Genomic DNA, 15935 nt, shown 5'->3' on the forward strand with positions numbered 1-15935 from the left:
CTTTAACCAGGGTTAACGAGAAAGGTCTGCAGCTCGGCGACGAAATCCTGCGGATTGGCCAGATGCGCGTTGTGCCCGGCCTGCGGCACGATGCGCAACGGCAACCCGGCGTCGCGCGCCAGCCGTTGAAATTTGGGGTCGTTCTCACCGCACAGCACCTGCAGCGGCACGCTCAGTTGGCGCAGCTGCGGCGCCAGATAGGGCTGCCGCCCGAGCGACGTGGCTTCGAGCATGTCGGCGATCGCCGGGCCGCTGTTGACCGAGCGTGCGGCGATCAGCGCCTGGCGGTGCACGTGGCTAAGCTCTTTGAACACCGGCTGCTGATACCAGTCCGCCAGGACCTCGGCGATCGGCTCACTGCGAAAACGCGCCGCCCACAGCGCATCCTGTTCGCAGCGCCGGCGGCGCTGCTCTTCGTCCTCCAGCCCCGGGTTGCCGCCCTCGACGATCACCCCCTGCAGGCCGGCATGGCGGCCGTGGCAGGCGTGATACATGGCGATGCGCCCGCCGAGCGAGTAGCCCACCAGCCAATAGCGTTCGATATTGCGCAGCTGCAGCGTGGCGGCAATCTGCGCGCTGATGTCGTCGAAGCCGTGGCAGCTCACCGCCACGGAATCGCCGTGGCCGGGCAGATCGATGGCCAGCGACGGCCATTCCGGGCAGCGTGCGGCGATCACCCGCCATTCATTGTTGTTGCCGAGCAGGCCATGCAGCCACACCAGCCACGGGCGGCCCGCTTCGCCCTGTTGCAAAATTCGCGTCGCCAGCATCATTGCACCGCCATCTGTTGCACCAGGTATTGCAGGCTTTCGGCCCCCGCGCTCGGCGGCACCTGCAGTTCGATAAGCGTGGCACCGCTGCGCCGCCAGCCTTGTTCAACCGCCTGTTGCAGCTGGCTCCAGTTCTCCGGCCGCGCGTAACCCAGCTGGAACATCGCCGCCGCGTGGCTGAACTCTACGTTCTGCGGCATGCAGTAAAAGCGCTGACGATCCTCTTCCGGCGTCGGCAGCAGCGAGAAAATTTGGCCGCCGTTGTTGTTGACGACGATCAACACCGTCGGCGCCGAGCTCTGGCGCAGCAGCGCCAGCGCATTGAGGTCATACAGAGCGGAAAGATCGCCCACCACCGCCAACGTCGGCCTGGCGGTAGCGCGCTGCACGCCGGCGGCGGTGGAGACCAGGCCGTCGATACCGCTGGCGCCGCGGTTGCTGAATACCGGGTAGGCGACGGGCAATGGCGTTAACGCGTCAATCAGTCGCACCACCAGGCTGTTGCCGAGAAACAGCTGGCCGTTCTCCGGCAGCAGTTCCGGCAGGCGATGCGCCAGCTGCGCTTCGCCAAAGTTATCGTGCAGATGCGTGGATGCCGCCGTCAGCGCCTTATCCGCCAGCGCGGCCAGCCCGGCGGCCCACGGCGCGCGCGGCTGTGCCGGGTGCTGCGCCAACCACTGCGCCACGCCGGCGCGCAGGCGCCGCCCCCGGTGCTGGGCCGGATCGAGCCGCCCCGGCAGCTCGTCGATGACCCAATACTCTTCCGGCCGGCACTGCGCCTGCCACTGCAGCAGGCGTTTGCCGGTCAGGCAGCCGCCGAACTGCACCACCAGTTGCGCATCTTGCAGTACGCGCTGCGCCTGCGGGTGAGCGAGCCACAAATCGGCGCAGGGCAGCGGTTGCCCGGTCTGCGACAGCACGTCGCCGATCAGCGGCCAGCCCAGCGTTGCGGCCCATTCGGCCACCTGAGCGCCCTCTTGCGCGCTCATGCGCCCGGCCAGCACCACGCCGCGTTTCTGCCGCCAGAAGAACCAGTCCGGCTGCGGCAATGGCGCCGCATGCGTCTCGCTTTCCTGCAACCACGGGCGATCGCTCTGCCACCAGTCGCCCAGCGCGGCGGACCAATCGGCATAGTGACGTTCGTCGCCGCCGTACAGCGGCTCGGCGAACGGGCAGTTGATGTGCAAAGCGCCGTGCTGCAGGCGCGCCATCGCGCTGTCGACGCTGGAGGCCAGCCACGCGGCCGGAATATCCGGCGTAGGACGCGGCAGATCGATCGCCAGCGTCGGGTGGCTGCTGTAGAGGCCGCTTTGACGGATCGCCTGATTGGCGCCGCAGTCGATCAACTCCGGCGGCCGATCGGCGGTGAGAAACACCAGCCGCTCACCGGTCAGGCCAGCTTCGATCAACGCGGGATAAAGGTTGGCCGCCGCGGTGCCGGACGTGACGATCACCGCCACCGGCTCACGCGCCGCCTTCGCCAGCCCAAGCGCCAGATGGCCGAGCCCGCGCTCATCAAAATGGGTATGACAGATAAACGATCGGTTGGCCGCAGCGGCCAGCGTCAGCGGCGTGGAGCGCGATCCCGGAGCGATACAAACATGCCGTACCCCATGGCGGGCCAGCGCCTCGAGCAGCACAGCCGCCCACCGGCGATTAAAAACACTTGTCGACATAGTTCGCTCACAAGTCAGTTAGCAGAGATCGTCTCCGGCGCAGCCGACGGACGCCGCGCCTGTAGTTACGCTCTGTATTATATGAGGTGTTATTTTCACGGCTTTTGCGCCAGCGCAAGAACGCCGTATATCCCTGGGTGTTTACACCAGATAATTATTTGATTTAGAACAAAAAATAAACAATAAAAACACAAATACTTTACACTTGCGGCGACGCTGGCTCAATCCGTCCATACAAAAACAAGGGAAATAGAGGCGCTCCGACGACGGCTAGCGGGAAGTATAGGCGGGATAAGGGAAAGCCAGCGGGGAAACAGCGAGATGAACAACACAGTCTGCAGAAAAGCACGAGGCGGCCTGCGCCGCCCCGATGCCGTCATTTATTTACGGGCCAGCAGCAGCCCCAGCACCAGCCCAACGGTGGCGCCGATACCTACGCTGTGCCAGGGTTTATCCCGCACGTAGTCGTCGGTGCGATGTACCGCTTCTTTGGCGCGCGCGTAGTAGGATTCACCGGTGTTCGCCCAGCGCGCCTTGACCTCACTCAGCGCCTGCTCGGCGTGCGACTTGATGTCGACGTAAGCCTGATCCGCGCGATCGCCGGTGTATTGCAGCACTTCTTCCAGCGTCTCGGTCAGCATTCTCAGATCGTCATCCAGCGTAGTTTGCTCAGCATCCGTATGTCTTGCCATCGTGAGATCTCCGTGGTTGAAAAATTAAGCGTTCCTACACTATAGACAAGGATCGCCGCCTGCGGCCATCGGACTTTTACCCTAAAACACCAATTGCACCTTGGCGGCCTGGCGCTTATCGCCGGCAAACTCCAGCGCCTGCGCCAGCTGCCCGCTGGCGAACTCCGCCGACAGCAACGGCAGCGGATCGACCACGCCGTCGGCCAGCCACGCCACCGCCAGCGCAAACTCCGCCACGAAGCGGAAGGATCCGAGCAGGTTCAACTCCTTGGCGATCAACAACATCAGCGGGAAATCGGGGAAGCTGCCGCCCATGCCCACCTGCACCACGGTGCCTTTGGCGCGGGTGATCTCCAGACAGCGCTGCAGCGACTGCGGATGCCCCGCCACTTCGAAGGCGACGTCGAAATACCCCTTGTCCTGCTGATAATCGCTAACATCGTCGTCCGCGGCATGCAGGCACCGATCGGCCCCCATTTGCCTGGCGATCGCCAGGCAGCGCGGGCTGAGATCGGCACAGACAATCTCGGCGGCGCCCAGCGCTTTCAGCGCCGCCACCAACAGGCAGCCGATCGGGCCGACGCCGGACACGAAGACCTTTTTTCCCGTCACGTCGCCGGGCTGCTTCGCTGCGTGGATCGCCACCGCCAGCGGTTCGGCGAACACCATCACCCTGTCGTCGCGATCGGCACCGTAAGGGACACACTGCGCGCTATCCACCACTTTGTATTGGGTAAAAGCGCCGTCAACGTGCGGAAAATACATCGCGCTGCCGAAAAAACGCATCTCGACGCATTGATTGCTTTGCTGCGCCAGACAGTATTTGCACTGCCCGCAGGGTTTGCTGGGATTGAGCGCCACCTTCTGCCCGACCGGCAGCCGCGGTGAATCGCTGGCGACCACCTCGCCGATCACCTCATGGCCCAACACCATCGGCTGACGCACCTGAAAATTGCCGACCTTGCCTTCCTGGAAGTAATGCAGATCGGAACCACAGATGCCGCCGCGGCTGATTTTCACCAGCGTTCCCTGCCCCCGGTAATCCACTTCTTGCGCGATCACCGCCACGTCTCGTTTGCCATTGACCACACAGGACTGAGTTTGAATTTTCATCTCAAGACTCCACGAAAAAAGGTTACACCGCCGCCGACATGCCGCCATCGACAAACAGCAGCTGCCCGTTGACGAAGGCGGAGGCGTCGGCGGCCAGGAACACCGCCGCGCCGATCAGCTCCTGCGGATCGCCCCAGCGCGCGGCGGGTGTGCGTTGGGTCAGCCAGGCGGTGAAGGCCGGATCGTCGGCCAGCGCCTGCGTCATCTCGGTTTTGAAATAGCCTGGGGCAATGCCGTTGACCTGAATGTTGTAGCGTGCCAGCTCCACGCACATGCCGCGCGTCAGCATTTTCACCGCCCCCTTGGACGCCGCATAAGGGGTGATGGTGTCCCGCCCCAGCTCGCTTTGCATCGAGCCGATGTTGACTATCTTGCCGCGCCGGCGCGGCACCATGTAACGCGCCACGGTTTGCGACACAATGAAGACCGCCTTCTGGTTGACGGCGATGATGTCGTCCCAGTCTTGCTCCGGAAACTCGGTGAACGGGTGGCGGCGCTGGATGCCGGCGTTGTTGATCAAGACGTCAATCGCGCCGATATCCGCTTCGATACGGCCGATGGCGGCCTGCACCGCCTGGGAATCGGTGACGTCGAACGCCGCCGCATCGGCACGCAGGCCCTCTTCGCGCAGGCGCTCGGCGGCGTGCCGGGCATGTTCTTCGGTGGTGGCGTTGACCAGAATATGTGCGCCTTGCTGCGCCAGGCCGCGTGCCAGCAGAAAACCGATGCCGCGCGATGCGCCGGTGATCAAGACGATTTTGTTATCCAGTGAAAACAGATTGTTCATGGTGATTCCCGGCCATCAGGCCTCCAATCGGACAGGCCTCTATCTCAGCCGATTGTTACCGGTAAAAACGTGATGGAAATCACTGAAAATCATGTTACGAAACCCTGTTACCCTTAACGTGATCTCACGCAGGCAGCACGCGGGTAAAAATCAGCTATCCAATTGAAAAATGGCTATTTTCAATAGAGGCGCATTCATTGTTATCGCCAAATCGATTTGTTAACATACCGCTATCCGCCCTTGCCGCGCCGCCCGTGAAGGCCACCGAATGAAACACCCCCGCGTTACGCTACAGGACATCGCACAATTGGCCGGCGTGACCAAAATGACCGTCAGCCGCTTCCTTCGCACGCCGGAAAAAGTGGCGGCCGACACCGCCGAACGCATTGCGCAGGTCATGCGGGAGCTGAACGTCACCGGCGCCGATGCCGCACAGGCCGGCAGAAAACCGCGTCTCGGCGTGCTGGTCCCCTCCTTCAACAACCAGATCTTCGCCGATCTGCTGGCCGGCATCGAATCCGTTACCCAAGCGCGGGGTTACCAAACGCTGGTGATGAACTACGATTACAGCCCGCAACGGGAAGAAGAGCAGATCGCGCAGCTGTTGAGCTACCCGATCGCCGGGCTGATCCTCACCGATTCTGCGCATACCTTGCGCGCAGAGACCTACCTCGGCGCCGCCAAAATCCCCCTCGCGCAGGTGATGGATCTCGACGCGCCGCCGGGGCGGATTGCGGTGGGGTTCGATAATGAACAGGCGGGGTATGACATGACCGAAGCGCTGCTCGCCAGCGGCAAACGGCATATCGTTTACTTTGGCGCCATGTCGGACGCCCGCGACAATAAACGCTATCGGGGGTACTGCCGCGCCATGGCGGCTCAGGGGCAAATGCCGCGTCAGATCGCGCCGCATCGGGTCTCTTCGGTGTCGATCGGCGCCGACATGCTGGCGATGGCGCGCGAGCGCTATCCGCAGCTCGACGGAATCCTGTGCACCAACGACGATCTGGCGGTGGGCGTGTTGCAGGCCTGCCTGCGTCTTGGCGTGCGCGTGCCGCAGGAGGTTGCGTTATCGGGATTTCACGGCCTGGATATTGGCCAGGCGACCACGCCGAGCATCGCCAGCGTGATCACGCCGCGCTTTGACATGGGGAAAACCGCCGCCGAAATGCTGCTGTTGCGGATCGCGGGCGAACCTTGCGCCGAGCGCCACGATCTGCATTACCGCCTCTCACTCGGCGGCACCGTTTGAGCCGGCATTCGGGCCCATCGGCGGCGTAGCGCGGGCTTTTTCGCTGCGCGCCGCCCACCACAGACCGCTGTTTTTCATCGCATAGCCGAACAGCAGGCCCACCAGCAGGGAAAGCGTCACCAGCGGCCAATCGCCGCCGCCGGCGAAGGTCGCGCAGGCGCCGATAAAGGTGCCGGGCACAAACCCCAGCCATTGCTGTTTGGCCTGAATGCACATCAGGAATGCCACGACGCCGGTCAGCAGATACCCCAGCAAATTCCACTGCGGCGCCAGTTCGCTGCCGTGGATGATCGCCATTGCCCAGAAGACACCGCTGCAGCAGGTCAACGCGCCGATCACCAGCCCTTTCAACCCACCCTGCGGGCAGGCGAAATACGCCGTGCAGCCGAGAAAACCGGCCCAACCGATCAGCCCCAGGCTGACGGCAACCCAGCCCCACACGCCGGAGAGGATCCCGGTAGTAACGGCAATGGCGAAAAGAACGTTCATAAAGTGACCCGCGGCAAAAAGAAAGCGCGCAGTTTACCCGAAAGCCGGTCATTTCATGTGATTAAAATCACAATATAAATGCAATTAAAGAATAATTAATTAAATAAAAGAGACTTCAATCACAAAACTATTAACGTGGGAACCCAGCACGTACCGTCATCCATGCCAACAACAGGCATACCGTGGTGCTGCTCAGGAACAGCAGATGGGTTGCCTGCTGTAGATCGACACGGTCAACCACGATCCCCAGCAAGATAGGCACCCAGTTGGCGATATAAGCGATAACGTAAAACAGCGAAAGCAAACGTGCATGGCTGGCCGGCGGCGAAATCAGGTTTACCAGGGTCGCGCTGCCAACGAAAATGGCGCCGTAAGCATAGCCGGCCACCACCAGCCCCGCAGCCGCCAGCCACAGTGAATGCCACTGGATCGCCACGGCGAATACCACCGCCGCCAGCACCTGCGCCAGGCAACCGAACAACAGCGAATGGCGGGCGTTAAGGCGGCGGCTCAGGATCTGGCTGATACCGGCGATCAACAGATAAACCGCAATCGCATAGCCAAAGACGCCTCGAGCGTGCAGGCCTAACAGCGTTTCCGCCACGCTGGGGCCGATAGCCAAAATGCTGGCGGCCAGGGCCCAACAGATAAACAGCGCCCCGGCACAGACATAGAATTTACCGCCGGTGGCGCGCAGGCCATCGAGCAGCGAGCTTTTTTCTGTCGCAGCCGGCGCAGCATGGGTCGGCGCCGTAACCACGCCACGCGGCCACGAGAACATCACGCCCAACGCAGCCACGGCGGCAATGACCATGATGAAAACGAACGGCAGCGTCGTGGGATGAAAACCGGTCTGCAAAGCGATGCCGCTGAAGATCGGGCCCAGCGCCAATCCTGTGGTAAAGGACAACGTGGCGATCAGCGCGGCGTTTTTACCGCCGTCTCGTGACCCAAAACGCACCAACGCGATGTTTGCCGCACCGGTCAATGCCCCGGTGCCCACCCCGGCTAACAGTCGCGCCATGAGCATCATGGCAAAGGTATCAGCCCGCGCGAACAGCAGCGCACCGCTCAACACCACCAGCAATGCCGGCACGATCATGCTGCGCAAATCCTTCACTTTGCCGGCCAGATTGCCGACGCCGAACAAAGCGATCAGCACGCCGGCGGCGTAAGCGCCGTAAACAACGGTCAGGCTGACGGAGCTCAGCGCAAGCTGCTGCTGATACAGCGGATACAGCGGCGTCGGCGCACTGCTGTTCAGCAATGCCGACATCAGTGCCAATGCCAGGAACAATAGAATACCCATGCGCGATGCCTGCGCGTTTTTCGGCACCGTGTCCTGGATGGCGGTATTTTCTGACATGCTTTAACTCCCAAAGTCGGCAGGTGGCGGCCTGCCATCGACGTTTTTCCTCACCCGACGAGCCGGGAACGGCGCTTATCATAGCGTTACGGCGACGGGCGAAGTATCGTCAAGAATGAATCACCCTGATGCATTCTTGCATCACCGGAGAAATAACCGCCGATGTGCAGGCCGTTAACCGTCTTTGTCTCCCCCCGGGCGGAACAACACTTTATGATAGAAACCGTTATCGTTCGCCCGCACCGGCCCGTGCCCCACGGCGCCGACAAATCTGCAGAGAGGAAATGGCATGATGAATTGGGACGACGCGCGCTTCTTTTTGGCCGTTGCGCGCTGCGGCACGCTACGCAAAGCCGCCAGCCAGCTGCATGTCGATCAGGCGACCGTCGGTCGACGGCTGTCCGCTTTCGAAGATGCGCTCGGCTCCAAGCTGTTTATCCGCACGCCGAAATCCTTCGCCCTCAGCCCGCTGGGGGAGGAAATGCTGGCGGACGTGATGAAGATGGAAAATGCGGTGCAGGCGATCAACCGTAAAGCCGCCAGCGGTGACGAAAGCCTGTGCGGCAACGTGCGCATCGCCACCACCGACACCCTGGCCGAAGCCTTCGTGATACCGGCACTGCAAGATCTGCGGGAACGCTATCCGGCCATCACCGTCACGCTGCTGACGGCGGTCAACATCGCCGATATTTCTTACCACGGCGCAGATCTGGCGATCCGCGGCGCCCGCCCCGATGACGATGAGCTGATCATCAAACGGTTAGCCACCATCGAAATGGGCCTGTATGCCACCCAGCACTATTTGGCGCGGCGCGGCATGCCGGTCAGGGGCGAGCAGCTGCGCGGCCACGATCTGCTGATGTTCCCGCGCGAGCTGGTGCCGCGCCACTGGAACAATTTCTGCGGCGAGGCCCTGCACGAGCCCAACGTCGTGCTGCAATGCAATTCACAGCTGCTGCTGCGCTCCGCCACCCGCAACGGGCTGGGCATCGGCCTGCTCTCCGCGTTTTTGGCGGACAAAGACCCGGAGCTGGTGCGCCTGCTCCCGGAGAACAAAGACTGGGTGGATATCTGGCTGGTGCTGCATCCCGATTTGCAACGCGCCGCCCGCGTGCGCGCGGTGGTACAAGCGCTGGAAACGTCGTTTAGCGCCCATTACGGTTGAGTGCCGACACGTGGAGAAACATCGCTGATGTCTCACGTATCCTTCTTCGTCCAAGATTGAAATAATAAGATATAAAGCTTATTATCTAATCACTGCACAGGACGTGCATTCGGCCCGAGGGAACAATGGCAAAGATCAGCTGGTCACGTAAAGCACTGAAACAATTGATGACACTGCCTTCTCAGAACCGGTTGGCCATTGCGCACAAGGTTGAACTCTTGGGCACTTTCCCGACCGTCAGACTGGACATTAAAAAGCTGCACGGTACCGATAACCAGTACCGTCTACGCGCAGGGAACTACCGCATTATTTTTGAGATCGTCGATGATGAACCTGTCGTGTGCCTGATTCAGCAGGTAAAACGCAGAACATCGACAACTTATTGAAAGTCAGAGGTATGCCGAATGGCGAAGTTACAGTATATCCATGATGACTCCGGCCAGCCGCTCTATGTGGTATTGCCGCTCGATGAGTATAAAAGGCTTGTGAGACAGCAAGAGGACTACGAGCCTCTTCCCTACCATGCCGATAAGCATGATGATGAAACCGTCCCCCATGAAGTCGTTTCCATCATGCTGGATCAAGACGTCAGCTTGATTGCCGCTTGGCGAATTTTCCGTGGCCTCTCGCAATACGATGTAGCGGAAAAATTGGGCACGACACAATCCGCCGTTTCCCAATGGGAAGCCCCTCACTCAAAACCACAAAAGAAAACCCGGGAAAAGCTGGCTGTCCTCTATCGCTGCCAACCGGCACAAATGACGTTGTAATAGCTTCTTTCCCCTGCACATAAAAAAAGGTCGCCGAAGCGACCTTTTTACCGTCTGAAGCGTTATCAGAACGTCGGCTGAGCCATCTGCACCAGCGAAATCAGCGGCTGCGGATAGACGCCCAACAGCAGCACCAGCGCGGCTGAGATCAGCACCACGACGCCACCGGCGGTCAACGCCCAGTTGTTCGGGGTATCGCGCTGCAGCGATTCCGGCGCGCTGAGGAACAGGCTGACGGTCACGCGCAGGTAGTAGTACAGGCCGATGGCGCTGCCTACCACGACTGCGCCGGTCAGCCACCACAGGTGTGCGCTGACGCCCATCGCGATCACGAAGAACTTACCGATAAAGCCCAGCGTCATCGGGATACCGGCTAGGGACAGCATCATCACCGTCATCACCGCAGACAAGATTGGCTTGTGCCAGAACAGACCACGGTAAGAGAACAGCGAATCCGCATCCGGGCCGCGGTACGGGCTGGACATCAGGCTGACCACGCCGAAGGCGCCCAGGCTGCTGAACAGGTAACCGGCCAGGTAAACGCCGGCGGTTTCCAGCGACAGCTGATGGGTTTGCACCGCAATCAGCGCCACCAGCAGGTAGCCCAGGTGAGCGATCGACGAGTAGCCCAGCAGACGCTTGATGTTGGTCTGGCTGATGGCCATCAGGTTACCGAACAAGATAGAGCAGAACGCGATGATCGACAGCACCATGCGCAGCGCTTCGTTGTCGGCGGCCGGGGCATACAGGAACAGACGCATCACGACCGCGAAGATCGCGATCTTGCTGGCGGTCGCCAGGAAGGTCGAGACCGGCGCAGGCGCGCCCTGATACACGTCCGGCGTCCACAGTTGGAACGGCACCAGCGACAGCTTGAAGCCCAGACCGACGATCATCATGCCCATACCGGCCAGGATCAGCGGCTGGTGCATCATGTTTTCCTGCAGGCTCTTGCCGAGGCCGGCCAGCGACAGATCGCCGGACTCGGCATACAGCAGCGCCATGCCGAACAGCAGGAACGACGACGCGGCGGCGGACAGCAGCATGTACTTGATGGCGGCTTCCAGCGGGCGCTTCTGGCGGTAGGCGTAGCCCACCAGGCCGAACAGCGGCAGCGAGATCAGCTCGATACCGATGAACAGCGAAGCCAGATGGTTGGCGCTCGCCAGCAGGATGCCCCCCATGGCGGCGATCAGCACCAGCAGGTAGAACTCTTCGCGGTTATCCGGATAGCCGACCAGCCACGGATACGCGAAGGTGCAGGTCGCCAGACTCGCCAGCAGCACCAGCCCGGTGTAGAACATCGAGTAACCGTCAACCCGCAGCAGCGGGGTGACGTCCATTGGGCCTGCCTGGCCGACAAAGTACAGCGAAAGCAGCGCCAGGTTGAGACCGATCACGGTCAGGGTGGCGTTGATAAAGTGGTCGCGTCGCCACGCAATGCCTAGCATCACAACCACCACCGTCAATCCGACGATCAACAGCGGCAGCAGTGCGATCAGTTGTTGAGGAGTTATTGTCATGGCGAATTACGGCCTTGTTGTTGAAATTGCTGAAACTGACGAACCAAACCAGTGTTGCACGTTGCTCATCGCCGCGTTGGAAGTATCCAGAATCGGCTGCGGGTAAACCCCCAGCAGAACCAGCAACACCACCAGCAGCAGAATGATGAACAGCTCGCGCGCGGTCATGCCCTGCAGCGGCTGGTCGGATTTAGGCGCACCGTAATAAGCGCGCTGCATCATGATCAGCGAGTAAACCGAAGCGAACACCAGACCGAAGGTAGAAATCACGGTGATCACCGGCACCACCTGGTAGCTGCCGAACAGAATCATGAATTCGCCGACGAAGTTACCGGTACCCGGCATCCCCAGCGTAGCCACGGCGAAGAACAGCGACAGCGCAGGGATGAACTTGATACGCCCCCACAGGCCGCCCATCTGACGCATGTCGCGGGTATGCAGACGCTCATACAGCTGGCCGCAGATGATAAACATACCGGCGGCGGACAGACCGTGCGCGATCATCTGGATCACCGCGCCCTGGTAAGCCAGCTGGCTGCCAGTGTAGATGGCGATCAGCACGAAGCCCATGTGCGAAACCGAGGTGTAGGCAATAAGACGCTTGATGTCGGTCTGCGCGAACGCCATCCAGGCGCCGTAGAAGATGCCGATCACGCCCAGCCACATGGCGATTGGCGCAAACTCGTGCGAAGCCTCAGGGAACAGCGGCAGGCTGAAACGCAGCAGGCCGTAGGCCGCCGTTTTCAGCAAGATGCCCGCCAGGTCGACGGAACCTGCGGTCGGTGCCTGGCTGTGCGCGTCCGGCAACCAGCCGTGCAGCGGCACCACCGGCATTTTCACCGCGAAGGCGATGAAGAAGCCCAGCATCAACAGATATTGCACGTTGTGGGACATCGGCGTTTGCAGCAGGTCTTCGTAATCGAAGGTCCACACGCCGGTCGCGTTGTAGTGCACGAACACCAGGCCCAGGATCGCAATCAGCATCACCAGACCGCTGGCCTGGGTGTAGATGAAGAACTTGGTCGCTGCGGTGATACGGGTTTTACCGTCCGACGCCTTGTGGCCCCACAGCGCGATCAGGAAGTACATCGGCACCAACATCATTTCCCAGAAGAAGAAGAACAGGAACATGTCGATGGCGAGGAACACGCCGATAACGCCGCCCAGGATCCACAGCAGGTTGAGGTGGAAGAAGCCCTGATACTTCTGGATTTCACGCCAGGAACAGAGGATCGCCAGCACGCCCAGCAGACCGGTCAACACCACCATCAGCAGCGACAGGCCGTCCAGCGCCAGGTGGATGGAGATGCCGAAGCGCGGGATCCACGGCAGCAGGAATTCGCTCTGCCACTGCGGAATGCCTTTCGGCGTGGTCAAGGTATAGCCGCCCTGCATCCACAGCTGCAGAGAGAGCGCCAACGTCAGCCCCATTGCGATCAGCGCTATCCAGCGCGGCACCTTAGTACCGAAGCGCTCAAGCTGCCAGCACAGCAGACCGCCGATAAAGGGGATAAGAATTAGCCAAGGTAATAGCATGGCGTTTTGTGTCCCTTATACGAATAATTTCAAACTTTGTACGTAGCGCCTGCCCGGCGCTACGCCCGAAAAATGCGTCTGTTTAAATTATTCAATTAAACCAAAATCAACAGAGCCAATACGACCACTGCACCCACACCCATAGACGCTATATACCAACGCACCTGACCGTTCTCGCTCACCGTCAGACCGCGGTTCCCCCAGCGGGAGAAGACGGCCGGCAGGTTCATCAGCGAGTTCAGCGGATCGCGCTGCAGCAGCTTCGCAATGCCCAGGTACGGCTTGACGAACACTTTGTCATACAGCCAGTCGAAGCCCCAGGCATGGAACCACCAGGTCGAGAAGAAACGCCCCGGCGCGCTGTTGGCGATGCTGTTGACCAGGCTACGTTTGCCCAGCCACAGCGCGGCCGCCAGCAGAATGCCGACGATAGCTACCACGCCGGAGGTGATTTCAAGCGTCAGCACGCTGCCGTGCGCCAGCTCGGTCGTATCCGGCAGCACGCCCTGCAACGGCGGCACGATCATCGCGCCGACGAAGGTGGACAGCACCAGCAGAACCAGCAGCGGCAGATGGTGAGTGATGCCTTTACCGGCATGCGCTTTGATTTTCTCTTCGCCATGGAACACGATGAAAATCATACGGAAGGTGTACAGCGAGGTCATGAACGCGCCGACCAGGCCGGCCACCATCAGGTTGATGTGGCCGTTGGCCATCGCGCCCGCCAGGATCTCGTCCTTACTGAAGAAGCCGGCCGTGACCAGCGGCAACGCAGACAGCGCCGCGCCACCCACCAGGAAGCAGACGTACACCAGCGGGATGCTCTTGCGCAGGCCGCCCATCTTGAAGATGTTTTGCTCGTGGTGGCAAGCCAGGATCACCGAACCGGACGACAGGAACAGCAGCGCCTTGAAGAACGCGTGGGTCATCAGGTGGAAGATCGCCGCGTCCCATGCCTGCACGCCCAGCGCCAGGAACATGTAACCGATCTGGCTCATGGTGGAGTAAGCGAGCACGCGCTTGATGTCGGTCTGCACCAGTGCGGCGAAGCCGGCCAGCAGCAGAGTGACCGCACCGACGATGCCCACCAGGTGCAGCACTTCCGGCGCCATCAGGAACAGGCCGTGCGTACGGGCGATCAGATAGACGCCCGCGGTCACCATGGTCGCCGCGTGGATCAGTGCGGAAACCGGGGTTGGGCCCGCCATCGCGTCCGCCAACCAGGTTTGCAACGGCAGCTGCGCCGATTTACCGACCGCGCCGCCCAGCAGCATCAGGGTCGCCCAAGTGATGGCCGTATCGCCCACCGCCAGTTTCTGCGGTGCCAGGATCATCAGCTCGCGGATATTCAGCGTGCCCAGCTCGTTGTAGAGGATGAACAGCGCGAACGCCAGGAACACGTCACCCACGCGGGTCACGATGAAGGCTTTCATCGCCGCCGCGCCGTTGGCCGGATCTTTGTAGTAGAAACCGATCAACAGGTAGCTGCACAGGCCCACGCCTTCCCAACCCAGATACATCAGCAGCAGGTTGTCCGCCAGCACCAAGACCACCATGCTGGCGATAAACAGGTTGGTGTAAGCGAAGAAGCGCGAGTAGCCCTCTTCACCGCGCATGTACCAGGAGGCGAACATGTGGATGAAGAAGCCGACGCCGGTGACCACCGACAGCATGGTCAGCGACAGGCCGTCCAGCACCAGGGTCACGCCGATATTGAAGTTGCCGACGGCCATCCAGGTCCACAGGCTTTGCTCGAACAGCTGCACGCCGGCGGCTTTCTGGGCGAAGAAATCCATCGCCACATACACCGTGACCAGCGCAGCCAGGCCGATAGAGCCCACGCCGACGGTAGCCGCCGTGTTCTCAGACCAACGACCGCGGGAAAATGCCAGCAGCAGGAACCCGATCAGCGGTAGCAGAATTGTTAAATATAATAGGTTCATCCGCGCATCTCACTGACAGTATCAATATTCAGGGTATGACGACGACGGTAGAGCTGCAGCAGCAGCGCCAGGCCGATACTGGCCTCGGCTGCCGCCAGGCTGATCGCCAGGATGTACATCACCTGACCGTCCGCCTGGCCCCAGTAGCTTCCCGCCACGATAAACGCCAACGCCGCAGCGTTGATCATCACTTCCAGGCTGATCAGCATAAACAGCAGGTTGCGGCGCACCAGCAGCCCGGTCAGCCCGAGCACAAACAGGATAGCCGCCAGGATCAGGCCGTGTTGAAGAGGGATCATGCTTGCTCCTCCGATTTTCTTCTCGCCATTTCGCCACTCGCCGGCGCGTTGCTCAGCACCTCGCCAGGCTTGTGCTCGCGGCCGATATGGAAGGCGACAACCAGACCCGCCAACAGCAGCATTGAGGCCAGCTCAACCGCCAATACGTAAGGCCCGAACAGGCTGATGCCCACCGCCTTCGCGTCGACCATCTCGCCGCTGATACCCTGGTCGGATACGCTGCGGATCGCGACGATCAATACCACCAGCAGCGCCAGCGACAACAGGCCAGGCCCGATCCACACCGTTGGCTTCATCCAGTCGCGCTCTTGCTGCTGCACGTTGCCGAGGTTCAGCATCATCACCACGAACACGAACAGCACCATGATGGCGCCCGCATAGACGATGATTTCCAACGCGGCGGCAAAGTAGGCGCCGAGCGAGAAGAAGACTGCCGAGATCGCCAATAACGAGACGATCAGATACAGCAGCGCATGTACAGGGTTGGTATGGGTGATCACGCGAATCGTCGCGGCCACCGCAATCAAACCTGCCAGGTAAAATGCAATTTCCAT

Annotated in this window: 16 protein-coding genes; 4 read left to right on the forward strand and 12 right to left on the reverse strand. The window is 60.9% G+C overall.

The annotated features are described in order from the left end of the window. Nucleotides 1-2 precede the first annotated feature (2 nt). From menH to idnO, 5 genes are all read right to left on the reverse strand, one after another. Nucleotides 3-773: a 2-succinyl-6-hydroxy-2,4-cyclohexadiene-1-carboxylate synthase gene (gene menH, locus QOL81_RS05790; RefSeq protein WP_060420066.1), complete on the reverse strand. Its 771-nt coding sequence runs from the start codon at nt 771-773 to the stop codon at nt 3-5. Beyond that, complete coding sequence (gene menD, locus QOL81_RS05795) at nt 770-2446, reverse strand: 2-succinyl-5-enolpyruvyl-6-hydroxy-3-cyclohexene-1-carboxylic-acid synthase (protein ID WP_070915311.1); 1677 nt, start codon at nt 2444-2446, stop codon at nt 770-772. Before menD ends, menH begins: the two co-directional genes overlap by 4 nt. 380 nt (nt 2447-2826) lie before the next feature. Then, nucleotides 2827-3138 (reverse strand): stress response protein ElaB, encoded by a 312-nt coding sequence (elaB, locus tag QOL81_RS05800; RefSeq protein WP_025160172.1) that lies wholly within the window; start codon nt 3136-3138, stop codon nt 2827-2829. An 81-nt stretch (nt 3139-3219) separates the two neighbouring features. After that, nucleotides 3220-4251, reverse strand: a complete 1032-nt coding sequence (idnD, locus tag QOL81_RS05805; RefSeq protein WP_070915309.1) for an L-idonate 5-dehydrogenase — start codon at nt 4249-4251, stop codon at nt 3220-3222. A gap of 22 nt (nt 4252-4273) precedes the next feature. Then, nucleotides 4274-5038, reverse strand: coding sequence for a gluconate 5-dehydrogenase (gene idnO / locus QOL81_RS05810; RefSeq protein ID WP_070915307.1), 765 nt, complete (start codon nt 5036-5038; stop codon nt 4274-4276). A gap of 268 nt (nt 5039-5306) precedes the next feature. Between idnO and QOL81_RS05815 the strand changes: the two genes are divergently transcribed. Next, entirely contained in the window at nt 5307-6290 is a 984-nt protein-coding gene (locus QOL81_RS05815) for a LacI family DNA-binding transcriptional regulator (protein WP_070915306.1), read from the forward strand. Here the strand turns inward: QOL81_RS05815 and QOL81_RS05820 are convergent. Next, the gene (locus QOL81_RS05820; protein ID WP_070915304.1) at nt 6270-6779 is read right to left on the reverse strand and encodes a DUF1097 domain-containing protein; all 510 of its coding nucleotides are present in this window, start codon (nt 6777-6779) and stop codon (nt 6270-6272) included. The two genes, QOL81_RS05815 and QOL81_RS05820, sit on opposite strands and share 21 nt — an antisense overlap. Nucleotides 6780-6909: 130 nt before the next feature. Continuing rightward, nucleotides 6910-8145 (reverse strand): MFS transporter, encoded by a 1236-nt coding sequence (locus QOL81_RS05825; RefSeq protein WP_070915302.1) that lies wholly within the window; start codon nt 8143-8145, stop codon nt 6910-6912. A gap of 289 nt (nt 8146-8434) precedes the next feature. Here QOL81_RS05825 and QOL81_RS05830 point away from each other — a divergent pair, with 289 nt between their 5' ends. The 3 genes from QOL81_RS05830 (at nt 8435) to QOL81_RS05840 (ending at nt 10080) form a co-directional block, all read left to right on the forward strand. Beyond that, nucleotides 8435-9310 (forward strand): LysR family transcriptional regulator, encoded by an 876-nt coding sequence (locus QOL81_RS05830; protein ID WP_070915300.1) that lies wholly within the window; start codon nt 8435-8437, stop codon nt 9308-9310. A gap of 125 nt (nt 9311-9435) precedes the next feature. Next, entirely contained in the window at nt 9436-9696 is a 261-nt protein-coding gene (locus QOL81_RS05835) for a type II toxin-antitoxin system RelE family toxin (RefSeq protein WP_033635320.1), read from the forward strand. Nucleotides 9697-9714: 18 nt separating this feature from the next. Next, the gene (locus QOL81_RS05840) at nt 9715-10080 is read left to right on the forward strand and encodes a helix-turn-helix domain-containing protein (protein WP_072022352.1); all 366 of its coding nucleotides are present in this window, start codon (nt 9715-9717) and stop codon (nt 10078-10080) included. Between the two features lie 65 nt (nt 10081-10145). Here the strand turns inward: QOL81_RS05840 and nuoN are convergent, their stop codons facing one another. From nuoN to nuoJ, 5 genes are all read right to left on the reverse strand, one after another. Next, complete coding sequence (gene nuoN / locus QOL81_RS05845; RefSeq protein ID WP_033635324.1) at nt 10146-11603, reverse strand: NADH-quinone oxidoreductase subunit NuoN; 1458 nt, start codon at nt 11601-11603, stop codon at nt 10146-10148. Between the two features lie 6 nt (nt 11604-11609). Further along, complete coding sequence (gene nuoM, locus QOL81_RS05850) at nt 11610-13139, reverse strand: NADH-quinone oxidoreductase subunit M (RefSeq protein ID WP_025303660.1); 1530 nt, start codon at nt 13137-13139, stop codon at nt 11610-11612. Nucleotides 13140-13234: 95 nt separating this feature from the next. Further along, complete coding sequence (nuoL, locus tag QOL81_RS05855) at nt 13235-15082, reverse strand: NADH-quinone oxidoreductase subunit L (RefSeq protein ID WP_019453716.1); 1848 nt, start codon at nt 15080-15082, stop codon at nt 13235-13237. Next, entirely contained in the window at nt 15079-15381 is a 303-nt protein-coding gene (gene nuoK / locus QOL81_RS05860; RefSeq protein WP_004936014.1) for an NADH-quinone oxidoreductase subunit NuoK, read from the reverse strand. The genes nuoL and nuoK overlap by 4 nt, the downstream gene beginning before the upstream one ends. Further along, nucleotides 15378-15935: an NADH-quinone oxidoreductase subunit J gene (gene nuoJ / locus QOL81_RS05865; protein ID WP_019453717.1), complete on the reverse strand. Its 558-nt coding sequence runs from the start codon at nt 15933-15935 to the stop codon at nt 15378-15380. Before nuoJ ends, nuoK begins: the two co-directional genes overlap by 4 nt.

The organism is Serratia sp. CC22-02, from assembly GCF_900182895.1.
Taxonomy (GTDB): Bacteria; Pseudomonadota; Gammaproteobacteria; order Enterobacterales; family Enterobacteriaceae; genus Serratia; species Serratia nevei.